Below are 21,437 nucleotides of genomic sequence, written 5' to 3' on the forward strand. Positions count from 1 at the left end.
ACAGTCTAATACATTATTTTCAAGACATAAAGGGGGGGAGGGAATGTCTAGACCAAGGCAACCAGTTGACTTGCTGCTCTACAAGGGAAAGAAAAACCTAACAAAGGCTGAAATAGAACAGCCGTAAAGCCCAAGAAATAAAGGCGGCAAATGACAAAGTTAAGCCCCCTAACTACCTACCGAAAGACCTGAAAAAAGAATTTAAAAAGATTGCAAGCGAGCTGCTGCAAATCGGCATCATGACTAATCTTGATGTAGATGCACTGGCTCGCTTTTTATATGCCCGAAAGATGTATATAAAAGTCACAGATGCTTTACTAGAAACGGAATTGACAGTGCAGCGCAAACAAGCAATTCATGATGGTGACGGGGCTGTAATTGACATGAACGAATGGGAGGAAGCAAACGCAGCTTATTCAGATTTATTGATTAACCAGGATAAATTATTTAAACAATGTAGATCAGCAGCAAGTGACCTGGGCCTTACTATTGCTTCTCGATGCAAACTTGTAATACCGAAACAGGAGAAGCAGGAGCCTAGCGAGGTCGAAAAGACGTTTGGTGATTTATGATCAAACAATATCTAATTGACTATAGCCTTGATGTCGTAGCTGGTGAGATAGTTGCTTGTGATAAACATAAATGGGCGTGCAGCCGTTTCCTGGATGATATCAAGAATGAGGGTACGGAACATTTTCCTTATATTTTTGATGAGGAAAAAGCACATCGTTTTTTATATTGGATGTCTTTATTTCGGCACACAAAAGGGAAACTTGCTGGTAAACGAATAACCCCTCATGAAATCCAGATATTTGTCTTTGGGAACATTTATGGATGGGTGCATAAGGATACAGGTCTACGGCGTTTTCGCAAAGCGTATTGGCAGGTAGGAAGGAAAAATGCTAAATCACAATCTTTGGGAGCTGTGGCAAGCTATGAATCCTCTGCTTTCGGTGAAAACATGTCAGAGGTCTACATCGGAGCTACCAAAGCCGAGCAAAGTAAAATTGTATGGAATGAATCACGAACACAAATTGATGGTTGCCCCGATCTAAAAGGTAAGTTCAAAGTAGCCTACGGAAAAATACAGCATCTCAAAAGTGAATCTTTTATCGCTGCTCTATCAAAGGATGCAGGAAAAACGGGTGACGGTTTTAACGTACAAGCTGGCATCATTGACGAGTATCACGCCCACCCTACTTCCGAAATTTATGACGTGCTTGTGTCGGGTATGGGCGCACGTAGTCAACCGTTAATGATGATTATTACAACAGCAGGATTCAACCTGCACCACCCTTGCTATAGTGTGGAATACAAGTATATTTCGAATATCCTTGATCCTCATTCATCCATAGAAAATGAGGAATATTTCGTAATGGTCAACGAGCTTGACAAGGACGATGATATCAAAGATGAATCTGTCTGGATAAAAGCCAACCCGATCCTATGTTCATATGAAGAGGGTATGGCTTATTTACGTGGCGAGCTTAAAGCAGCTTTAGACGTACCGGAGAAGATGAGAAACTACTTAACCAAAAATATGAATCGGTGGGTAGATCAAAAAGAAAACGGGTATATGTCTTTGGCAGCCTGAGCAAAATGTGGCGTTGATGAACTCCCTAATCTTGCTGAATTTGATTTAAAAAATGACCACATTGCTATCTTAAATCATTCCTTTATACCTGAGGATACGTTAGCAGTAAAACGAAAAACAGATAGATTCCCCTACGATCTATATATCCAGCAAGGGTGGGTAACGGCTACTCCTGGGGCTGTTGTGGATTACACGTTTATTAAGGCGTATATTCAGCGCATGGAGCGCGAAAAGGAATGGAAAATCAAAGAAATTTGTTACGATCCATACAATGCAACTCAATTCGCTGCTGATATGGAGGCAGAAGGCTATACCATGATTGAAATTAGGCAAGGGGTACGTACTCTATCAGAACCAACAAAGAATTTTAGAGAAATGGTTTTGGAAAAGAAGGTTCTACACGACAAGAACCCTGTTCTAGAATGGTCAATTGGAAACACAGTAACCAAGATGGACGCCCAGGAAAATATTATGCTGGACAAGTCTAAATCTACGGATCGGATTGACCCGATAGCGTCAGCGATAAATGCACATGTAAGGGTAATGTGTAGAGACTATAAAGCGGATTTAAACGCCCATATCTTATCGGGTAATTTCAGTTTCTAAAATCTTTAGTAAGTTTTTTCTTAATTTAGCCAATCCTTTTGAAAACTATTTTTAAAGATTGATTGTAAAATAATATACAAATATATTGAATTTAATTTATAGGTCAAAAGGAGATGAGATTTCAATGTTTCAAGTTAAACCAATTGGTTTTGTTGAGAATAAAAGAGAAGATTTGTCTCATGATTTTTGGGGGGAAGAGATTTCTACTATTACATTAGCTGATCATATGAAAGATAGTAGCTTGGATGGTATTGACGAGTACTCACATATAGAAATTATTTTTTATTTTGATCAAGTCCGAGACGATGAAATTGAATATGGTTCTAAGATTCCAAGAAATAATCCTAATTATCCTAAAGTAGGGATTCTTGCTCAACGAAGTAAATATAGACCCAATAAATTAGGGTTAACAACTGTAAAACTATTAAAAAGGGAGAATAGAGTTTTATATGTACAAGGTTTAGATGCTGTTAAAGGTACTCCAATACTTGATATTAAACCTGTTTTAAAGGAATATCTTCCTAGAGAAGAGGTAAGGCAGCCTCAATGGTTTAGTGATTTAATGAAAAACTATTGGTTGTGATAATAAGATAATGAAAAAATCATCGTTATATATGCGGTGATTTTTTATTATGCAATTTAAAGGAGGGAGAAAGTGAAGTACTTACGGTTCCTGCTATTATTTATCGAGGATATTCTCATTCTCTCTGGATGTGCTTGTATTACGACAGCCACCTACTTACTAAATGGTATCGCCGGACTTTATGTATCCGGTGTTTTTTTATGTCTTTTAGGCTTTTTAATCAGCAAGAAACTCTCCAAAGTGCCTGAACGCAGGAGGTGAAACCAATGATATTCAGGAGCTTATTTCAAAATGAATCAGACTTACAGAACCCGAAAGACTGGCTCATTAATCTACTTGGTGGATCAACGACGTACAGTGGGGAACGCGTAACAGGTGACACAGCTCTACTAAACAGTAATGTCTACACATGCGCGAGTATCTTAGGTGGTGATATCGGCAAGCTACCGATCCAGATTTTCACTCGCAAGGGAAACAGAATTGAACGAGATCGAAACCATTCTGTCACGAGTCTGCTAGGCATTCGGCCTAATCCGTATATGAACGCCTACACGTTTAAAGAGTTGCTACAAGTACATGTAATGCTATAGGGAAATGCCTACGCTCTTATTGATTGGGGATGGAATGGCAGACCGGAGGCATTATGGCCCTTAAATCCATCTGTGACGGAAGTAACCACCGATCCGAACACAGGTGAAGTGTGGTATACAACGACTTTACCAAATGGGGAGCAACGTAAAATCCCGTGGTTTGATGTACTTCACTTGAAGGCTATTAGTAAGACCGGATTAAAGGCATTTCCCCTTAAACGAGCTGTAGAGGTCTTAAAAGATAAAGGAGATGGTAAGTAATGCAAGCAAAGAATACAACCAATATCAAGGGTATAGACGTGTCTAAATGGCAAGGGGAAATTAATTGGAGTCAGGTTGCGTCTGACGGTGTGAAGTACGCTTTTATTAAGGCAACAGAAGGGATTAGCCTAGTAGATAGGAAGCTAAAAGAAAATGCCCAGGAAGCCAATAGAGCCGGAATCAAGGTGGGGTATTATCACTTTGCCCACCCTGATTTATCTGCCTAGGCACAAGCGGAACATTTTGTTCAAACGGTCAAAGGACTACCATATGATATGCTGCTAGTGCTTGATATTGAGACGGAGAAGGGATTAACACCTGCACAGATTACAGAGTTTTGCCTCGCGTTTCTTACCCATATTAAGGGCCATACAGGACAACCGCCTATGATCTATACAGGAGCTTATTTTGCTAAACGTAACCTTGATAAAGCTCTCGCTTGCTATCCATTATGGGTAGCCCATTACAATACAAACCAACCTATGTTAAATCCTACATGGGGCCGCTGGGCGGTCTTTCAGTATTCTGATTGTGGGAAAGTAGCTGGTATTAAAGGCAACGTAGATATGAACTGCATGGAAAAAGACTTTTGGGATGCAATTATGAAGGAGGAAACAACTATGGATAGAAGGCTTGCAGATGAAATCATTTTAGTATTGAAAACACAATGGAAAGTTAGTGACGCAATGGGATTGAAAGAACAGGCTAAATACCTTGGAGAACTGGCTGATCGGGTAAGGCTTGCTAGTGGGCAAATACCTCAAAATAAATAACACCTAACGTATGTGCAAGACAAAGATAATGCAAAAGCCCTCTGACGGACAAAAATCTCCGTTTGAGGGCTTTTTATTTGTTGTCTAACTTATCATATATATATCCATCCGTTTATAGCGATTAAATCCATGAGAACATGTAATTCAGTACCTACTAAAGCGGAAAGAAAAATTACTTTGAATGAAATACTTTGTTTATAAGTAAATAAAAACATTAATTTAGGCACTATTTTAAGACAACCCATAACCAATGCAGTTAAGAATATGGCACAAGCCAAACCACCCAAATAAGTTTCATCCAGAACGCTTGGATTTAAACCTGGAATAAATGGTACGTAATAAAACACGTGAGTTAGAATATCCGGTAGCGCCATCCCGCAAAATAAAGTTGTAATGTTTAATTGTTTTCTGTATACCAATGCGGCAGTTGTAGTAACCATTGTATGTCCTATAATACCAGCCATATGAACCTCCATAAATCTTTTTTATCTAGTGATATTTTTAACCCCTTGAAACATTTTGCATGCTTTTTGTTTTACCAATTATTCTAAAATGGATAATCCTTTTATAAAATGAACGTTATCCATCCGACTCTCAGTAAGTTTCATAAATTCTTTCTCTGTTTGTACTTGTTTTGCATCATTTGTGTCTACGACTCCATTATTTTTCCCATACACTTTATTGAGTGTAAAAATCCCCATATATGTTTCTTTGGAAGGAATTTGATTAAATGTAGAATTGTCTACAATTAAGATGAACTCATCATACTCCGAAAAACGATCATGACCAAACCAAGTATTACTATCGTATCTTACAGGTATTTCTTTCCCATCAAACGCTATTTTTTTTAGATTTTCATTCTTTTTATCTGTAAATAACACTGCCTCGCCATTTGTTATTTTAGGTAAAGATTGAATTGGATCAGAGGCCGCAAAACCTTGCTTACTTTCCTTTCGTAATATTCCTTTTTTTATCACATCTTCAGCTGTTTTTTGATCCATAATGAATACTGAATTCTTATCACTTTTTGTTGTTTTGACTTTATATAAATCTACTGACTTGATTTCACTATTGTGTTCATTTTTAATATCCTGTAATGCCTGTTTATCACCAAACATTAGGATTCCGTTTCTTGGTTCTTTATATATAAAGGTTAAATAAACACCAAATAAAACAGCAGCAATTACACATATATTTATTATTTTCCTCATTTTTTCTCCTTTGAATCAGTAATTTAATTTGATATTTTAAATAATCACTGTAAATTTCTCTCTCGGACTTCATCTAAATTTTTTATGTTCTGCATGATACAGAGTTTAATTAATTTACACGATAGTTCATATTGGATAACCTTACATTTACATGACATATTTGTAAGATACCTTTGGTCAATCCCTTGGGGAACTGGCTGATCGGGTAAGGGTTGCTAGTGGACAGGAACCGCAGAATGAATAACGATAAAACCCTCCTTAATCAGGAGGGTTTTCATTCTTTTTCTTGACAATCATCTCTGCAACCATTTTGCTTATTTTGGTGAAATTTTGCAACCAAAGCATTAGTTATTTAAACAACTTACCAATTACCTTAAATATATCAAACGTAGTCCTGTTGTAAACTTTATTATAAGCATACTTCTTAGGGTTCCTCAGCCATCCCCAGCCTTTTGGCATCTTCAACCCAGTTCGATGCACTAGCTGTCTTTTTAAGCTTGTCCTAGCAAAATGCTCCTCCTTGTAAGGAAACAGTTATATTATTTCAACTGTCTACCACAAGGGGAGCATATCATAATTGCAAGGCTTAATGTTTTTATAGTAGCTCAATATAATGCTTTGCTTCCTGAGTTGTTAATTTAAGTTTATCTTGGACTAGCTTTATTGCCCCAGCCTTTTCCCCACGCTCAATCAACGATCGAACTTCTAAATCTAGTTGATTTTCAATAGATAATTTTTGGGAAATTTCTTTTAATCTTATATTGGTTATTTTTATTGAAACGTACAGATTTTTAAACAAAATCAAAGTCACTATAAAAAGTGTAGTCGTCCAAATAATGATAAAAATACTATCCATTCCATACCTCCTTAAAAAATAAAAGTGAATCATTTACGATTCACTTTACTATAACCTGGAAATAGACTCCAGTCCTTAATTATATATGTGAAAAATCGGAATTTTTTCCTTTTAATTTGTTATGGACTCGAATCTATAGTCACAATCCTGCCTAGCTTTATAAGCTTGCCACACTTTGTACCCTGCTGTTGCTGAACCGCCAAGACCAGTGACGATTGCGATAACTGCAGTAGATCCGAGGGTTGCGGGAGCTGCTACAATCTCGGCTATCACAGCGGCTGTCGTAGCACCAAGTACAGCGTATGCTTCTTTTTGATAAGATTCCATTGTATCCACAGCATTTCTAAAGTCGACTAACTCGGATTTATTAGAGGATTTTTCCTTTAATATGGAACTTCTATCAGGAGTATATACTTTCCACTTAAAGGTTTTTTCGAATCTGGTGATTTTATAACCGTACCCCCACCAATCGTCTTCAGCTTCTGCAATAACCTTATCTTTAGCTGCTACGTCTAATTTATATTCATTTTTACTGGACTTAAAATGCTTTAAAGGTTGTATTTTAACAGCTTTATTTCCTTCTTCTTCTAATGTTATCTCATTGTTGACTTTATTATATGTTGCAATTGTAGTTTCGTCTCCAGATGTTACTTTGACTTTACGAACCTTTTCACTATCTTCTAAAATCTCAGAAGTAATTTTTTTACCGTCTATGACGATTGTTTCAACTGATTGGGTTTGTTGTATTTGCTTAACGTTATTGGTTTCAGATGCATGTGACATATTCTGAGAGAACAGCATTGCAGTACATAACACGGTTGGGATCAAAATTTTTTTCAAAAGGAAAACCTCCTAAATATTTGAAATTGTAGCTACTGATTCTATTATATTACATTATTACATATATTTACAAATTAATTACAAAATAAGTATTTATAGTCAAAACCTCCATATACTCGTCAAAGGATTCGACAAGCTCTGTAGTGAAGTGAGCAATGGGGTGATTTTTATGATCTGCTATCTGAAAGCTATCCTGGTCATGTTGGACATGTCACAGCAGGAGTTGGCTGACACACTTGAAGTAAGTCGAAATACTATCACAAGCCTTGCAAGGAATAAGTCAGTGCCTAATCTAGCGTTGGCTTACGATATAGTAGATGTATTGAATGCACGAGCTGCTGAACAGGGATTACAAAAGCGATGGACAGTTGAACAAATTTGGGATAGAAAAAAATCACAGTTGGACATGCAAAATCAAAGTTAACTGTGCATACACTGTACCATCAAGATTAAGGAGCTGGTGCAGATGTGGATCGTCCACCAACGTATGGCAGAGCTTTGGTTTATCAATAAGACAAGGGAGCTTACTGACTCGGAAATGACAGAAATGAGCCATTGCCTGAGTGCAAACGCTCAAAGAGCTTGGGAGATTGCAAAACTCAAAAACTTATCTTTTATCGCCAGTATGACGAACGACGCGGATTGGCAGCATGAGTTATGTTCAAGGATAGAGAAGATAGAGGGGTGACTTTCTTGGTCACCCCTATAGAAAGGGACTGACAACGCAATGAAGTAAATGACAAGCAAAAAAGCTAAAAATAATCATTGTTAATCGCAATAAAATAGCGTAGTTGCGCTTCATTCATCTTATGTGTAAAGTAATAATTAAACTCATGATTTATTTATATAAATTTGCTCATATATTCATTTATAGTTGACCCATAAAAGTCATATAGTTATAATAGTCATACAGTTATGATAATTGTGAATAAATAGAGAAAGTAGGTTAACTATGAAAAAAATGATAGCAATTTCTTTTTTGTCTTTGGCGGTAGTTGGATTATCCTTTTTCCCAACTAACACTCAGGCAGCTGGTTATCCGTACTACCCAAAAGATCCGACTAATGGTTATGGTAGTGTTAGTGGTGACCAAGAATGCCACAACCCATATGATTGCTGAAAATAGATACTACCTGTGAAAACTATGAAGACCTGAGTTGTTCTATATAAGTTGAACGAAAGAATGCAGGCGGAATGGGTTCTCAGCAAAGATATCCCATATCCTACATGCAAAGCATTCGTTCAGCTATTATAGTAAAAAGAGCTTCTTCGACGTTTCAAATATTCCAGGCGTAAATACTGGAAATACATAAAAAGCAGCTGATTATTCAGCGGCTTTTTATTTTGGTGGATTGCATATCACATATATGATATGGTGTCGGAATAGGTAGATGATAATCAGGTATAGAGGTGCTATTCCGGGCTTGGTAAGTAGTATGCGTTGGCCGAATAGAGATGGAAAGCAGTACGCAAGGCGGTACATCTACCCAAAGCAATAAAACGAGGCGTTCAGTCCACGCCTACCCTATATCATGCAAGGAGCAAATCCTTGCCCACATCGTTATTATGTTTTTTCTAACCTTTTGCATAGGCCGAATTCTTAACTGAGTGTGGTCATTTTTATTTCCACTATTCCACCTATGATACAATATATCCAAATGAAATAAAGAGGATGTGTGACCTGGTGACAGAGCATTGGGAATTTTGATAGTTTCTTTTGAAATATCTTGTTCACTCCTGTTTGATCTATTTGACAGCATTGACAACCAAATTGACAACGCACTTAAGTAAATCAGGTAAATTTAAATCATCTTAATTACACATAAACCGCACTAAAGTAAGGTTAATGCACTTAAATTAACTAGCGTAAAGGCGTTTGACCAAATTGACAGGGTGGGGGTCGCTGGTTCGAACCCAGTCCGGATCACCATAACAGAAACGTTAAAAGCCTTGATTATCAAGGCTTTTTTTGATGTAACAGGGTTTTTAAATTTACTAGTACAGGCTTTTAAATGCTAACTTGGGGACGGATTGGGGACGAAACTTTTTTTGTCCTCTAAAATCGAATTATGCATTTTTGAGGACTGATATATTTTGTAGTTTATATCCCGATCCGAAGGCATACGTTTCAACATCGGTGGGATGAACCTTTACTTATTTATAAGCACAGAATCCCTCTAGGAAGTCCTAGAGGGTTATTTTTATTTCAACAATTTACTAATCACCTTAAAAAACAGGAAACACCCCCTCCACATAGTGGTCAAGCCCCCGTTTAGTAGACAGTAAGAAAACCCCCGGCCGTTAGGCCGCTAACTGACGCCTAAGTTCACTAGGCGTCAGTTTATTTAACTTCAGTTGAAGACGTTCTTCGTTGTAAAAATAAATGTAATTTTCAATTCTCCTTTGAGCATCTTGAAGATCTCGTATATCATAGGGATATAGGGCTTCGGTTTTCAAATGAGAAAAGGAGCTTTCTATCGAGGCATTGTCTAGGCAATTGCCCTGTCGGGACATGCTGATTTGGGCACCAACCGTAGGCAGCATGTCGTGGTATGCATGGGACGTGTACTGGGAACCTTGGTCGCTGTGAACGATCAAACCAGTCACGTCTTTTTGCATTTCGAATGCTTTCCTAAAAGTCTCTAGAACAAGCTCATTGTCATTTCGAGTACTGATATGATAAGCGATAATCTCATGCGTACATAAATCTTTGATTGCAGAAAGGTAGATACGTTCTTCACCGATGCGATATTGGGTAACGTCAGTTACCCATTTTTGATTAGGCTCTTGAGCGGTAAAATCACGTTTGAGTAAATTATCTGTAATACGTCCATCCGATACTTTTGCTTGATGGGCAGTCATATAGGAACGTTTACGGCGAATGATGGATTTGAGTCCCAGATTTTGCATGATGCGTAATACTTTCTTATGATTAACCCTACAACCAAATTGGCGTAACAGTTCGGCCTGAATTCGGCGATATCCATATATTCCTTTTCTTTGTTCATAGATCGTTCTGATCCGTTTTTTCATCGATTTATCCCTAAACAAGTTTCTAGTAGAGAGGTACTTGTAATAGCCACTTCTCGAAACTCCTAACACCTTACAAACCTGAGTAATTGGATATATTGTAGACAAACTCTCCACAATCCGATACTTCTTCCTTACACCTCCCGCATCCAGATTTCCAAACACTTTTTTAGGATTTCATTCTCGCGCTTCAGTTTTTGGACATATCTATCCTGATCAATATAGGCCTCACGACGTCCGCGTCGATCTAGAAGTCCAAACTCACCCTGTTGTCTGTACTTTCTCATCCACTTTTTTATGCGATCTTTGTCCTGAATTTCCAAATGCTCTACAATTTGTTTATACGTCCACTTTTCCTCAATGTGTAAACGAATAGCTTCCATTTTCAATGATTCTGGATAACTTTTAAATTTTTGTCCTTTAACCGCCATTAAAAATTCCATTTGTATGTAGTAGAAACACACTTATAAATGATAATTTGCAATCGCTTCATTCAGTCATTTTTTGAAAAAATATATTGTTACCTAATTTGATGTATTATATTCTATAAATGTATTTAATTGTAAAATATAGAAGGGCATGAAAATGAAAAAAAGAGTGTTCAAAGGCTTGATAGCCGCAATGATGGTATTCGCATTAGTTCCTTCTGCACAAGCAGCGCCTAGTAAATCAGTTGAGGCTGGTCAACAACAAAAAGTGCAGCCATTCGAAAATTATTTGTTTAATTTTTGGCATAATGGCTTAGAAGCTAATAGCTATTGGAAAGATGCACCGATAAGGGCGACAGTTGGTTTTACTTTTGTGGGACGCTCAATGTTAATCAAACTCCATCCGATCCTCAAAGAAGTGGCTCTTTTAACACCTCTGTTAATATATTAGGGGACAATGGACAGATCTATTTTTTTGATGGGATATATTCAATGGGAACCACCTCAAAACAATTTTGTCTGCAACCTGGAACATACACTGTAAAGTATATAAATAACGCAGGTTTTCCAATCAATCTTCTTGGATATTTTACCTATTGAGAATCTGATCTTTTGGCTCTGATAGGCACCTCAAAAAGTGATTCAAATAATGAGGAAAGTCCCTTTTTGAGGGCTTTTTCTTTGTTTCGAGGCTAGACACCTATCCTTGGGAGAGAAAATGGTTATTCTCCTAGCAAATTGAAATATTCTCTATCTAAGCTCTATTCTTCACCCGCATAAATACGCAAAATTTCCCGTGCCTGCAATCGCAATTTGTCTATTAAATCCCTTGGTTCTTTTATTTGTGCATGGCCCCCCAATCTATAAAATAACGGAGCAATATAAGAGATTTCACTTTCCTCTATCAATGAATCAATATATCCAGTTCCGTCTTCCTGTGTTGTTACATAGCCTTCTAGCTCAGGGGCACTTTTACATTGACGTACTCCTTCTCTGCATAGATTGATAGCCCCATATCACTTAAATCTAACAAATACCTATGAATGGTTCGGACTGATATGTTAAATTCGTCAGCTAATTCTTGTGCTGTAAATTTTCTTTTCGTAGTTACAAACATAAGGATATCTAATAAACGCTTGGCTTTTGACATATATCTCACCCTTCTTGTTTTACGTGTCAGAAATTGTCATGTTTTAAGGTTAGTATAAAACGTGTTTTAAGGGTAAGGACATTTTGAAAAAAGGGGACTAACGATGCCAAGAGACATTATTTTGTTTATTGCAGCAAGCTTAGATGGGTTTATTGCTAAGGAAGATGATGATTTACAATGGTTATTCGAAACAGAGGGAGAAGGTGACAATGGTTATTTGGAAATGTATCAATCGATTGATACAACGATTATGGGGAAAAACACCTATGAGTATGTACGAAAAATAACGGAAGTGTTCCCATATTCGGATAAAAAGTGTTATGTGTTTTCAACTTCAGAACAAGGTTCAAATGAGTATGTCGAATTTGTAAACGAAAATGTGGTTGATTTCACTAAAAAGCTAAAGGAACAGGAAGGGGCTAACATATGGATGATCGGTGGAGCTGCAATTCTTGATACTTTTATGAAAGAAAATCTAATTGACGAGTACATGATTACAGTTACACCTCATATTTTGGGCTCTGGTATTCCTTTATTTACAGAAAAAAATCCACAAATAGATTTACTCTTACAGGGAACAAAACGCTATGGGCAATTTGTCCAGCTCCATTATAAGGTGAAACACAAAAAAAGCTAAAATAAACGATGCATCTGGGAAGAAAATGAAATACCAGCAAGGCCCTCTTTTGGCTAGTTGATGGTCGTCGGAGGGCTTTTTCTTAACTTCTTAAAGGCTTGGGGCTTTCTTGTTTTATTGAATCTTCCGAATGACAGGGGTAACAACTATGTTCAACGTATTAAACAATAGCTCCATCAGGATGCTGGACAGTCATGCTTTTTCCTGTAGGTACCTGTTTAGGCTTTCGAATAAATGGAAAACCGTTTTCTTTAAAATCGGCTGCAAATTCATCCAGAGAATCTACAACAAAGGTAGCTATTGTAGCTTTAAAAGGAGCAGGGATTTCTCCGATCCGGAAAGTAATAAAATAAAAAGTTCCCTACTGAAGCAATTTCCAAATTCATTTCGGGATATGTAAATCGGAGGTTACCCCTTTTACAAGAAGGATGAGTCAGCGAAGATATTGTTATTGTCCATGCCTGGGCTTTCAGATAAGAATGAAAATGGAATGAGCAAGTGGGTCATGAAATTTTTTGCCAAGAAATAGACAAACAGTGTGTAATAATGATACAAGAGGGATTAGAATTTTGTCCGTCGTGCAATGGGTTGTGAGAGACGGGCAAAGAGAGACATGATTGGTGAACGTGAGATTTGAGATTGATCGTTTTTTGAGGAGGTAGGAAGAGTGAAGGCAATTACGATACATCAACCATGGGCCACGCTTATTGCCCTAGGAGAAAAGGAATTCGAGACCCGGGGCTGGCGCACGAATTATCGGGGAGAATTAGCAATCCATGCTGGCAAGAAGGTGGATAAGGACGTATGTAAGCAGGAGCCATTTCGATCTGTTTTAGCCAAATATGGATTAACCGCGGATGACCTACCGACTGGAGCAATTGTTGGGACATGTCTGCTTACAGAGTGCTTGCAAGTGAAAGAACATACCGGCTTTTATGCTTTAGCTGGAGATTCAAAGCGCCGTATAGAGGGAAATGAATACGCTTTTGGATGGTATGAACTAGGGCGATTCGCTTGGAAATTAACGAATGTAAAGCAAATAGAACGAATCTCAGTGAGAGGAAGACAAGGATTGTGGAATTGGAATGAATAAAAAAGCTTCCTTCTAATACATACTCTTTAGCGGCAGTAAGATGTTAAGTTCTAGTTTTTGAAAAGTCATCAAGAGAGGTGTAGTAGGTGGTTTTTTCGTTTTTTATTTCGAAAGAACCAATTTTGAAGCTGGAGTGTAACAAAATCTGTTTTGCTGAATCAAATAGGGGGATAAAGACGGCACATTTTAAGTGAAAAATCCAACCGCTTACATGAGGGGAAAATGGAGTTTTACTTCTTATCATAATAGATGAAAACAAGAAAGCTCTCTTTACATGTAAGAGAGCTTTCTATCTGACTACTGATCATACTTAATATTTCTGGAATAACTCTTATTTCCCCACCAGTACCATTCATCCTCAAACAACTGTTGATCGACAGGATCACCGTTTGCCACCGTTTGACTGTAAACCTCATTTGCATAAGCATAGAAAAGATTTTTCTTATTCGTTAGAGCCGCTCCGCCTATGTTTGCCTTCTTATTTTTCACATCATACGTAACATATAAGGCTCGATTATAGTTCCCTTTTGCAAAAGTGCTTACTGCATCTGAAGTAGCTTTATGATCCATATGATCCCCAGGATTATACTTACTATCGTTATCCGCCACATTTACCCAAGGATACTTGGCTCCGACTGCATTTGATTCAAAGTCCATGATTTCCTTTAACGTAGAGGTAAAGTCTGACCAGCTAGTGTACGTGGTTGATTTATCCACTGCTGTTATTGATTTATTGCTGTCTCGTAGCTTACTTAACGATTCGTTATTATATTCTTTAGACCCAGACCCATCCATTCCATCTGGTAATCGTAAAAAGTAGCTTACGGAATTGCCGGATGTATAGCGGACGATAGGATGATCGTTAAATTGGGCGATATCTATTGTTAATGGAGTTGGCTTAAGTGCTTTTCTAATAGATGCGACTGCCCCGCGTTCACGGGTTTCCCACCAACCTTTTACAGAACCAGCGTCACCTGCTGTAGTATAAATAAATACTACTTTGGTTTGTGAGGCATGCAAATCGTTATAAGCATAATCACCGCGGAATAACTGCCAGTCATCAGGATGAGCTTGTAAATAAAAGGATATCGATTTGTAATCAGAGGCTGCAAAGGAAGCCTGATGTGGTAATACCGTACAGATAAGAGCGAACAAAAAGAAAACTTTTAAAACGAGCTTTGACTTAACAAATCTTTTTGAATTCCGCATATAGCAATTCCCCTCCCACTAACGATTGGTAAATAGATGTAATTTTTACCATTATTTTACTTTACATAATATCATTACTTATTTTATAGGACAACAAGTATTTATATCTAATGCTCCCAACTCAGTACGGAAGAAACACCTATCTATACCGATTGATACGCACAGGTCTAAATTTTTTGAGTGTAGGTCTATTGAGATTTTCAGTCTATGGTATTTTTTTTTATTGTAGTGTCACAAATCGACGGCCTCAGGGTTTATACATAGTGAGAGGAGGCAAACAAGTGGACAAAGTAGAGCTAGAGAATCTGATCGTAGAGATCAAAACCGGTTCTCTTGATAAATTCGAAATCATCATTGATCATTTTCAACAGCCCATTTTTACCTTCTGCTATCATATGCTTGGTCACAAACAGGAAGCAGAAGATGCTGTACAGGATGTTTTGTTCAGGGCATATAAGAATTTGGATCGGTATACATACTCCTTGTCCTTTTCTGCATGGCTGTACAAAATCGCCTATAACTATTGTGCGAAGCAATTGAGGCGCAGGAAGCTAAATCGCTTGCTACCTTTTTTCTACAACAGGGATCAGGAAGGCCGCAACTATGTGGAGGAAGAGATCGATCATCATTACCTTGGCGAACCATTATCTAGCATCTGGAGAAGGCTATCTACGGAAGAGCGAACCCTTCTGATTCTGAGGGTGTTGGAGGAAAAGGATTATAAGGAGATTGCGGAATTGATGAACAAGAATCCTGCAACCTTACGCAAGCAATTTGAGCGGGCGTTGAAGAAATGCAAGCATTACTTTGTCAAAAAAGGAGGGATGCTCGATGAAGGACAGAGATCCATATGAGCAAATACAGGAACTGCTTACATCGCAGCCAGTCCCCAAAATTGATGTTAAAAAGAAGCTAATGAAGGCGATATATGCAGATCAAAGACAGGAGGAAAAGAAAGTGAAAAAGAAATTAGGCTTATTATTGACTGTAGGATTGCTGGTAGGAGCATCATCTGTGTGGGCGGGCATCCAGACGATTGAGCTGAAAAACGAGAAGGGTGAAGTAGTGTCCCAAGTCACAAAACGAAGTGAATATCAGCAAGAACAAATGATGAAAAATTTGCAGCCAGAGGTTAAGGAAAAACTCCACAATAGATCTAAAGAGTTATATAGACAGCTTGACACTGGCAACGAGATTCTCACGAAAATGAAACCTGGATCGGCTGTTGCCATCTATTGGCCTATTACAGAACTTCAAAAGCAAAACGAGTTGAACCCACGTCCTTTTATTGACGTGAAGTCCAAACCATTCACCTTTACAACATGGGAGAACATGGAACAAAAAGTAGGGAATCTGTTCAAGCTACCCTCCGAGCTAGGTAATGGTTTTCTTTTCACAAAGGGGGAAGCAGTCTATGATCCGAGCGATAAATATGATCAAGCATGGATGAAAGCAGAACAAGAGAAAACGAAAAAAGAATATATCGCTCAAGAAATCCCAATAACAGATAAGCTTCGTAATGCAGAGGCGGAGTATAAAGGAGAAAAAGGGAGTGTATATGTACAAGTAGATATTAGAAAGGAAGGGAAATCTAAAGTCGGAACTTTTGCCAATACTTTGGAAAAAGGAAAGGTGGAGGATAATGAAGCGGTTTACTCCGTCTTTTCCTCGAAAAATGGGGACAGCAATCACAGCTTACATTGGGTAAAAAATGGAACAAAGGTGGAATACTCTCTTAGAGCTAAGATGAATCTAGTTACGAAAGAAGAGTTGTTCAAAATGGCAAAACAGGTGAATCAGGCGAAGTAATAAGAGCAAAGTTCATCATTATCTAGCTTTCCTCAGAGGGACTTACTTATCATGCAGGGTTTGCAACATTAGAAAAGTAGAAGAAAGGGCGAAACTTGTCGTTTCGTCTTTTTTCTTTACATTTTGTCAGCAAAAAATGTCGTAGGATGAAGGAATATGTAGATGGAACGAGAACTTCTATTCCATAGGCTGAATTTACCAGTCATAATGAATCAAATAGAGAGGAACGAGGTTCTTGTTTTTACGTGTACATACCATCTTGATAGCTGTTTGTTTCCTGCTTTTACTAATGCCTCAATTGCATGCTCAGGCGGCCACTCATGTGGAGGTAACTGTTGATAAACTAAATATTCGCAGTGCTCCAGGTACAACTAACCAGATAGTCGGAACCATCAACAGAGCTGCACGGCTACCGATCCTTACGCAGAAGAATGATTGGATACAGGTGAAGCTCGCCAATGGAAAACCAGGCTGGGTACTAAATAAATATGTGAAAAAGATTGAGATTCCGCAGGTGAAATATGTAAAAAGTAATGTAGATATGCTGAATGTTCGGGCTGAGCCGAATGCGACTGCCCAAATATTGCAGATCATCGATCAAAACGGTGTATTTTTACAAATGAAAAAACAAGGGGATTGGACTCAGATCAAGCTGTCTAATCAGGTTAGCGGCTGGGTAAATACACGTTTCTTGACGGAAACGGCTGCACCAACGGCCACAACGATTCCTGATCTAGTCCCTAATCCGATAGCTGTTTCAGCACCAGCCTCATCCTTAGCACCTTCTGAACCGGTTGTTCCTTTACAGCCTTCCGTTGCAGAGGTTGGACGAGTGGCAGGGACAATTGTGTTATCGGAAAGCTATGAGGTTTATGCTGAGCCAAATGTTTTAAGCACAGTCATTGGTCGGTTACCTGTCAATACAACAATTACCCATTATGGATATGAAAATGATTGGTACAAGATCAGCTTCAACGGCACAGACGGATTTATTTTTAAACCAGCTTCCCAGGAGAATGCGGTTCAGGTACAGCCTAGTGATATACCGTTTCAGGTACAACAGCTAACTGATATACCGGGGGCGCCTACTTCTAGTACAGGACAAGCTGCTGAAGCAATGATACGTGTACGAAATTCCGATACTAATCTGCGATCTGGGCCTGGAACCAATTACGCGGTTGTCGGAAATGTTCAGCCAGGGCAAATCTACCCGGTTGTCCAGAACGAAGGAGACTGGTATGTCATTCGATTGGCAGACAACTCGACCGCCTATATTGCTAGCTGGATAGTAGATCTCGTCCAGCCAGGCACCAATCAGCCAGTAAATGTACCTAATACCTCTGGAATAGAGTATAACACTGGCATGGTCGGGAATGAAAAAGTCTATATCTATCACACGCATAACCGTGAGTCGTGGCGAAATGTCGCCAGAAACACAAGCGGTAGCTCAGTAGATGATCCCGAAATCAATATTACATTGGTCGGAAAACGGCTAGGTGAGCTGTTGCAAGCACAAGGTATTCAGGCGATGGTGAATCAGGACGACTTTGCCAAAAGGCTAGTGGAGCAAAAGAAAAGCTATTCGCTTTCCTATGCGGAATCATACAAAGCAGTAAGCGCAGCGGCAGCAATGAATCCAAACCTACAATATATTTTTGATATCCATCGGGACAGTAACGAGCCTCGCAGTAAGGTAGCCTTGACCTTACATGACAAGTCGTATTCACGAATGTTGTTTGTCGTTGGTACAGCTCACCCGAACTATTTGCAGAACAAGAAGCTCGCGGAAAATCTGCATGCCCGTTTGGAAGCCGCGTATCCCGGCTTATCCCGGGGGATTATCCTGAAAGGTAAGAACCAAGGGAATGGCGTGTATAATCAGTCAATCTCTGAGGGAAGCCTGTTGCTTGAATTTGGCGGCACTAACAATACATTGGAGGAATGCTACAATACGGCAGAAGCATTTGCCAATGTGCTTGTGAATTATATGTTTGAATCGCAAATGGCAGTAAAGTAAAAGAATAATGCTTACAGGGCAATGGGTAAAGAAGCCTGTTTTATGAGATATGTTCCGATCAGCGGTATGATATACAGGAAGTAAGGGACTGTATCCTGTGAAAAGTTATTCATTGTCTCGTAGATATCAGAGAAATCACAAGAAAAAATCCTCCTTAGTGAGGATTTTTTCATTTTTTGTTCCCTGTTGCCAAAAAATTTTAAAAAAGGTGTGACACGAACCGTAGCTCATGGATCAATATAGGTGAGCGGACAGAGGAGTAACGCCATGGATTTGGAATTGCATGAAACCAACGAAGCCATCATGGAAAGAATTATGAACGAATATGGAAGGAGAGTCGTACATCTTGTTTATTTAATTGTAAAAAATCGGACATCTGCTGAGGATATTGCGCAGGAGGTATTCGTAAAAGTATATCGTCACCTGCCCTCTTTTCGAGGGGAATCAAGCATTCAAACATGGATTTATCGAATTGCCATAAACGAAGCCAAGAAGCATGTCCGATCCTGGTACGTTAGAAACATCTTCCCATCTTTGTTTGGGGAGTATCTGCATACACAAAAAGAGCAGGATGAGACAGAGCCATTGGTTATGAAGCAAGTGGAACGGAAGGAATTCGTACAGCTCGTACTGAAATTGCCGCTCTCCTACCGTCAAGTCATCATTCTTCATTATTATCAGGACTTATCCATTGAGGAAGTAGCTCATGTTCTGGAAACCTCTCAAGGTGCAGTGCGAAACAAGCTTTACCGGGGACGAAAAAAACTAAAACAAATGCTTGAGCGGGAGGGATTGTCATGGACATCGATCAAGAATTAAAGGAATTTCAATATAGTGATAAAGGTCCGATCCTTTCCGAGCTAACATTTACCCATGAAATGAAAAATCATGTACGGGAGAAAATGATCATGACATCAAAACCAAAGCGTAGAATCTGGTACTGGACGTCCTCCTTTGCTGGATTATTGATTATCCTGTTGGCACTAACGGGAATGCCTAGTGCGGACACCATAAAAAATCTGTTTCCCACACTTGCCAATACTCCGCGTATCAGTGCCTTTGTGGCATACGGTGATGAAGAACTGAAAGCCTTTCATGAAAAAGGGTTGACTGTTCCTTATCATGTAAGCAAAACCGATCAAGGAGTGACCGTCACAATAACCGATTTATTTTTTGACGGACACCAGTTGGCTATTGGGTATCTGGTTCAAATGCCACCGGAGAAAGATCTCAATAGGGGTTTGTTTTCTGATTATCTTGCTGATTTTAAGGAACTTACTTTGAATGGAAATGGAGAATCTTTTTTAAACGGTGGAAGTACAGACGTAACACGAATCGGGGATCATTTGTATGCAGGGATTAACTCTGCTTATTTAAAAGAAGGGGTACCAAATGATTTTAAACTCCACGCACAGATAGAACGAGTGGGTTTAGTAGGAGGAAGCGGGAAATGGCAGTGGGATCTTGAATTTAAAATGCCCGATTCTCTAAAAGCCTTGCAACGAACAGTTCCTCCACATTTTGAAAAGGATCGGAATGGATTACAATTCACAGTTAAAAACATCAGGAGAAATGCTACAGGAACAACCTCACGAATTATAGTCAATGGTCCTGGAGAGAAGCTGAAGAATCTTCGTATCACCTTCTATGACCAATATATGAATAGACGACCGAGTTCTTTCACGGAACACTTTTTAAATAACAATACCAAAGAATACGAACTTATACTTTCACTAAATGGAGAAGAACCATTTATTTACATGGAGCCCCGTGTGTTAGTGGAGAAAGAGACAGAGCTAGAGAAGTCAAAAACAAAAGAAAATCCTCCAAAAAATACAGAGATTGATCTATCACAGCCATTACCTTATGTATTGTCCGAACAACAAGGAGACTTTATTCTAAAAAAGGTAGATTTCCTTTCAACAAAAACGGTTATTCATTATGAGATTAAAAATCCCTTTAATCAATCCCGTTTTTTAAAAATAAAGGATGAAAAGAATAACGAATATTACAGTTCACCTAAAATTAGAGAGTTTACTGACACCTATTCGTTCATGGAAGAATTTCCACCCTTTCCATCTTCAAAAAATTTGAAGCTAGTCGTTCCTACAGATGTTATGAACAAAGAAGAGCAAAAGATTCGTGAACAGAATTTAATCAAGATTCCTTTGCTTTAAATGGTACTAAGCATGGGGAATTGTCATTCTGATTGAGCGTAATAACCTAGCTGTTGTATATAAGTGTTGAAGGAATTTATTACACGCTTGGGTTATTTCCTTTTATGAGGAGGAAAAAATATGAGAAAAGCAGATGAAATGGAAAAATCACATAATGAGAAATCAGCAAGAAATACCTTTATGTTTTAACGGTAGCTTTATTAATTTGGTCTTTATATGATCTTGTTAAGACTGGAAGTACTGGAATCCAATTTACAATTTTACTTATTGGAACGGCCATATTTTATTGGACAAGAGTGTACTTAAATCGTAAAGTTCAAGAGTAGAACAGGTCATTATTGCAAATAACCTTTCAATGTTTACGTCTATCGTCTGACCGTAAGGATGCTGTAGCATCTTACGGTCTTTTTTGTTAGAGCTATAAGAAAAACTCGGTACGGAAAGGCATCAAGATGCGGCTACTTATGATAGGTAGTGATTATATAAGGGAAATATTTACTTTAAATGTAAAAATTTATATAATTCAAATTGTAAGCTATGTATAGGAATAATGAGACACTATATATTTCTTTT

At 38.4% G+C, this 21,437-nt stretch carries 22 protein-coding genes and 5 pseudogenes; 18 read left to right on the forward strand and 9 right to left on the reverse strand.

Translation table 11 applies throughout. The annotated features are described in order from the left end of the window. Positions 1–43 precede the first annotated feature (43 nt). From O0550_RS08900 to O0550_RS08930, 7 genes and pseudogenes are all read left to right on the forward strand, one after another. Positions 44–572: pseudogene (locus O0550_RS08900) on the forward strand (phage terminase small subunit P27 family). Next, positions 569–2,200: pseudogene (locus O0550_RS08905) on the forward strand (terminase large subunit). The pseudogenes O0550_RS08900 and O0550_RS08905 overlap by 4 nt, the downstream one beginning before the upstream one ends. 124 nt (positions 2,201–2,324) lie before the next feature. Then, positions 2,325–2,783, forward strand: a complete 459-nt coding sequence (locus O0550_RS08910) for an SAM-dependent methyltransferase (RefSeq protein ID WP_181749667.1) — start codon at positions 2,325–2,327, stop codon at positions 2,781–2,783. Positions 2,784–2,855: 72 nt separating this feature from the next. After that, complete coding sequence (locus tag O0550_RS08915) at positions 2,856–3,044, forward strand: hypothetical protein (protein ID WP_041751946.1); 189 nt, start codon at positions 2,856–2,858, stop codon at positions 3,042–3,044. A gap of 5 nt (positions 3,045–3,049) precedes the next feature. Continuing rightward, positions 3,050–3,373: a phage portal protein gene (locus O0550_RS08920; RefSeq protein ID WP_258426067.1), complete on the forward strand. Its 324-nt coding sequence runs from the start codon at positions 3,050–3,052 to the stop codon at positions 3,371–3,373. Between the two features lie 108 nt (positions 3,374–3,481). After that, positions 3,482–3,634 carry a hypothetical protein gene (locus tag O0550_RS08925; RefSeq protein WP_258426068.1) on the forward strand — a complete coding sequence of 51 codons (153 nt, stop codon included), beginning with the start codon at positions 3,482–3,484 and terminating at the stop codon, positions 3,632–3,634. Continuing rightward, positions 3,634–4,407, forward strand: a pseudogene (locus tag O0550_RS08930) (glycoside hydrolase family 25 protein). The gene O0550_RS08925 and the pseudogene O0550_RS08930 overlap by 1 nt, the downstream one beginning before the upstream one ends. 92 nt (positions 4,408–4,499) lie before the next feature. Here the strand turns inward: O0550_RS08930 and O0550_RS08935 are convergent. From O0550_RS08935 to O0550_RS08955, 5 genes are all read right to left on the reverse strand, one after another. Further along, positions 4,500–4,871 carry a hypothetical protein gene (locus tag O0550_RS08935; RefSeq protein ID WP_258426069.1) on the reverse strand — a complete coding sequence of 124 codons (372 nt, stop codon included), beginning with the start codon at positions 4,869–4,871 and terminating at the stop codon, positions 4,500–4,502. 78 nt (positions 4,872–4,949) lie between these two features. Beyond that, positions 4,950–5,618 carry a lipoprotein BA_5634 family protein gene (locus tag O0550_RS08940; protein WP_258426070.1) on the reverse strand — a complete coding sequence of 223 codons (669 nt, stop codon included), beginning with the start codon at positions 5,616–5,618 and terminating at the stop codon, positions 4,950–4,952. 348 nt (positions 5,619–5,966) lie between these two features. Beyond that, on the reverse strand, positions 5,967–6,152 hold the full coding sequence (locus tag O0550_RS08945; RefSeq protein WP_081476689.1) for a hypothetical protein: 186 nt from the start codon (positions 6,150–6,152) through the stop codon (positions 5,967–5,969). 61 nt (positions 6,153–6,213) lie between these two features. Further along, positions 6,214–6,474, reverse strand: a complete 261-nt coding sequence (locus O0550_RS08950; RefSeq protein WP_003339961.1) for a hypothetical protein — start codon at positions 6,472–6,474, stop codon at positions 6,214–6,216. 111 nt (positions 6,475–6,585) lie between these two features. Continuing rightward, complete coding sequence (locus tag O0550_RS08955) at positions 6,586–7,314, reverse strand: geobacillin-26 family protein (RefSeq protein ID WP_003339960.1); 729 nt, start codon at positions 7,312–7,314, stop codon at positions 6,586–6,588. 169 nt (positions 7,315–7,483) lie between these two features. On the opposite strand from O0550_RS08955, the gene O0550_RS08960 reads away from it, so the two are divergent. Then, entirely contained in the window at positions 7,484–7,738 is a 255-nt protein-coding gene (locus O0550_RS08960) for a helix-turn-helix transcriptional regulator (protein ID WP_035318190.1), read from the forward strand. A 42-nt stretch (positions 7,739–7,780) separates the two neighbouring features. Continuing rightward, positions 7,781–8,002 (forward strand): DUF7667 family protein, encoded by a 222-nt coding sequence (locus O0550_RS08965; RefSeq protein ID WP_003339956.1) that lies wholly within the window; start codon positions 7,781–7,783, stop codon positions 8,000–8,002. A gap of 1,613 nt (positions 8,003–9,615) precedes the next feature. Here the strand turns inward: O0550_RS08965 and O0550_RS08970 are convergent. Both O0550_RS08970 and O0550_RS08975 read right to left on the reverse strand, forming a co-directional pair. Then, positions 9,616–10,509, reverse strand: coding sequence for an IS3 family transposase (locus O0550_RS08970; RefSeq protein ID WP_309304375.1), 894 nt, complete (start codon positions 10,507–10,509; stop codon positions 9,616–9,618). Continuing rightward, positions 10,479–10,775, reverse strand: a complete 297-nt coding sequence (locus O0550_RS08975; RefSeq protein WP_003339952.1) for a helix-turn-helix domain-containing protein — start codon at positions 10,773–10,775, stop codon at positions 10,479–10,481. The genes O0550_RS08970 and O0550_RS08975 overlap by 31 nt, the downstream gene beginning before the upstream one ends. 154 nt (positions 10,776–10,929) lie before the next feature. On the opposite strand from O0550_RS08975, the gene O0550_RS08980 reads away from it, so the two are divergent. Next, positions 10,930–11,223, forward strand: a complete 294-nt coding sequence (locus tag O0550_RS08980) for a hypothetical protein (RefSeq protein ID WP_258426072.1) — start codon at positions 10,930–10,932, stop codon at positions 11,221–11,223. A gap of 310 nt (positions 11,224–11,533) precedes the next feature. Here the strand turns inward: O0550_RS08980 and O0550_RS08985 are convergent. Continuing rightward, a pseudogene (locus O0550_RS08985) lies at positions 11,534–11,922 on the reverse strand (helix-turn-helix transcriptional regulator). Positions 11,923–12,025: 103 nt separating this feature from the next. Here O0550_RS08985 and O0550_RS08990 point away from each other — a divergent pair. Further along, entirely contained in the window at positions 12,026–12,559 is a 534-nt protein-coding gene (locus O0550_RS08990; RefSeq protein WP_258426073.1) for a dihydrofolate reductase family protein, read from the forward strand. 667 nt (positions 12,560–13,226) lie between these two features. Further along, positions 13,227–13,652, forward strand: coding sequence for an ASCH domain-containing protein (locus O0550_RS08995; RefSeq protein WP_258426074.1), 426 nt, complete (start codon positions 13,227–13,229; stop codon positions 13,650–13,652). Between the two features lie 297 nt (positions 13,653–13,949). Here the strand turns inward: O0550_RS08995 and O0550_RS09000 are convergent, their stop codons facing one another. Continuing rightward, positions 13,950–14,861: a PIG-L family deacetylase gene (locus tag O0550_RS09000; protein WP_258426075.1), complete on the reverse strand. Its 912-nt coding sequence runs from the start codon at positions 14,859–14,861 to the stop codon at positions 13,950–13,952. A gap of 281 nt (positions 14,862–15,142) precedes the next feature. On the opposite strand from O0550_RS09000, the gene O0550_RS09005 reads away from it, so the two are divergent. The 6 genes and pseudogenes from O0550_RS09005 (at position 15,143) to O0550_RS09030 (ending at position 21,190) form a co-directional block, all read left to right on the forward strand. After that, positions 15,143–15,715: an RNA polymerase sigma factor gene (locus O0550_RS09005; protein ID WP_258426076.1), complete on the forward strand. Its 573-nt coding sequence runs from the start codon at positions 15,143–15,145 to the stop codon at positions 15,713–15,715. Then, complete coding sequence (locus tag O0550_RS09010; RefSeq protein WP_258426077.1) at positions 15,693–16,670, forward strand: DUF4367 domain-containing protein; 978 nt, start codon at positions 15,693–15,695, stop codon at positions 16,668–16,670. Before O0550_RS09005 ends, O0550_RS09010 begins: the two co-directional genes overlap by 23 nt. A 235-nt stretch (positions 16,671–16,905) precedes the next feature. Next, positions 16,906–18,687, forward strand: coding sequence for a stage II sporulation protein P (gene spoIIP / locus O0550_RS09015; protein WP_258426078.1), 1,782 nt, complete (start codon positions 16,906–16,908; stop codon positions 18,685–18,687). 267 nt (positions 18,688–18,954) lie between these two features. Beyond that, positions 18,955–19,506, forward strand: a complete 552-nt coding sequence (locus O0550_RS09020) for a sigma-70 family RNA polymerase sigma factor (RefSeq protein ID WP_121472750.1) — start codon at positions 18,955–18,957, stop codon at positions 19,504–19,506. Continuing rightward, positions 19,485–20,864 carry a DUF4179 domain-containing protein gene (locus O0550_RS09025; protein ID WP_258426079.1) on the forward strand — a complete coding sequence of 460 codons (1,380 nt, stop codon included), beginning with the start codon at positions 19,485–19,487 and terminating at the stop codon, positions 20,862–20,864. Before O0550_RS09020 ends, O0550_RS09025 begins: the two co-directional genes overlap by 22 nt. 120 nt (positions 20,865–20,984) lie before the next feature. Continuing rightward, positions 20,985–21,190, forward strand: a pseudogene (locus O0550_RS09030) (hypothetical protein). Positions 21,191–21,437: the final 247 nt, after the last annotated feature.

Origin of the sequence: Brevibacillus halotolerans (assembly GCF_026891775.1) — a bacterium.
Lineage (GTDB): Bacteria > Bacillota > Bacilli > Brevibacillales > Brevibacillaceae > Brevibacillus_B > Brevibacillus_B halotolerans.

Excerpts from the sequence above, each read along its gene's own strand:
- O0550_RS08910 (WP_181749667.1), top strand. The coding sequence starts at position 2,325 with ATGTTTCAAGTTAAACCAATTGGTTTTGTTGAGAATAAAAGAGAAGAT.
- O0550_RS08920 (WP_258426067.1), top strand. The coding sequence starts at position 3,050 with ATGATATTCAGGAGCTTATTTCAAAATGAATCAGACTTACAGAACCCG.
- O0550_RS08935 (WP_258426069.1), bottom strand. The coding sequence starts at position 4,871 with ATGGCTGGTATTATAGGACATACAATGGTTACTACAACTGCCGCATTG.
- O0550_RS08940 (WP_258426070.1), bottom strand. The coding sequence starts at position 5,618 with ATGAGGAAAATAATAAATATATGTGTAATTGCTGCTGTTTTATTTGGT.
- O0550_RS08950 (WP_003339961.1), bottom strand. The coding sequence starts at position 6,474 with ATGGATAGTATTTTTATCATTATTTGGACGACTACACTTTTTATAGTG.
- O0550_RS08960 (WP_035318190.1), top strand. The coding sequence starts at position 7,484 with ATGATCTGCTATCTGAAAGCTATCCTGGTCATGTTGGACATGTCACAG.
- O0550_RS08965 (WP_003339956.1), top strand. The coding sequence starts at position 7,781 with ATGTGGATCGTCCACCAACGTATGGCAGAGCTTTGGTTTATCAATAAG.
- O0550_RS08975 (WP_003339952.1), bottom strand. The coding sequence starts at position 10,775 with ATGGCGGTTAAAGGACAAAAATTTAAAAGTTATCCAGAATCATTGAAA.
- O0550_RS08980 (WP_258426072.1), top strand. The coding sequence starts at position 10,930 with ATGAAAAAAAGAGTGTTCAAAGGCTTGATAGCCGCAATGATGGTATTC.
- O0550_RS08990 (WP_258426073.1), top strand. The coding sequence starts at position 12,026 with ATGCCAAGAGACATTATTTTGTTTATTGCAGCAAGCTTAGATGGGTTT.
- O0550_RS09000 (WP_258426075.1), bottom strand. The coding sequence starts at position 14,861 with ATGCGGAATTCAAAAAGATTTGTTAAGTCAAAGCTCGTTTTAAAAGTT.
- O0550_RS09010 (WP_258426077.1), top strand. The coding sequence starts at position 15,693 with ATGAAGGACAGAGATCCATATGAGCAAATACAGGAACTGCTTACATCG.
- O0550_RS09020 (WP_121472750.1), top strand. The coding sequence starts at position 18,955 with ATGGATTTGGAATTGCATGAAACCAACGAAGCCATCATGGAAAGAATT.
- O0550_RS09025 (WP_258426079.1), top strand. The coding sequence starts at position 19,485 with ATGGACATCGATCAAGAATTAAAGGAATTTCAATATAGTGATAAAGGT.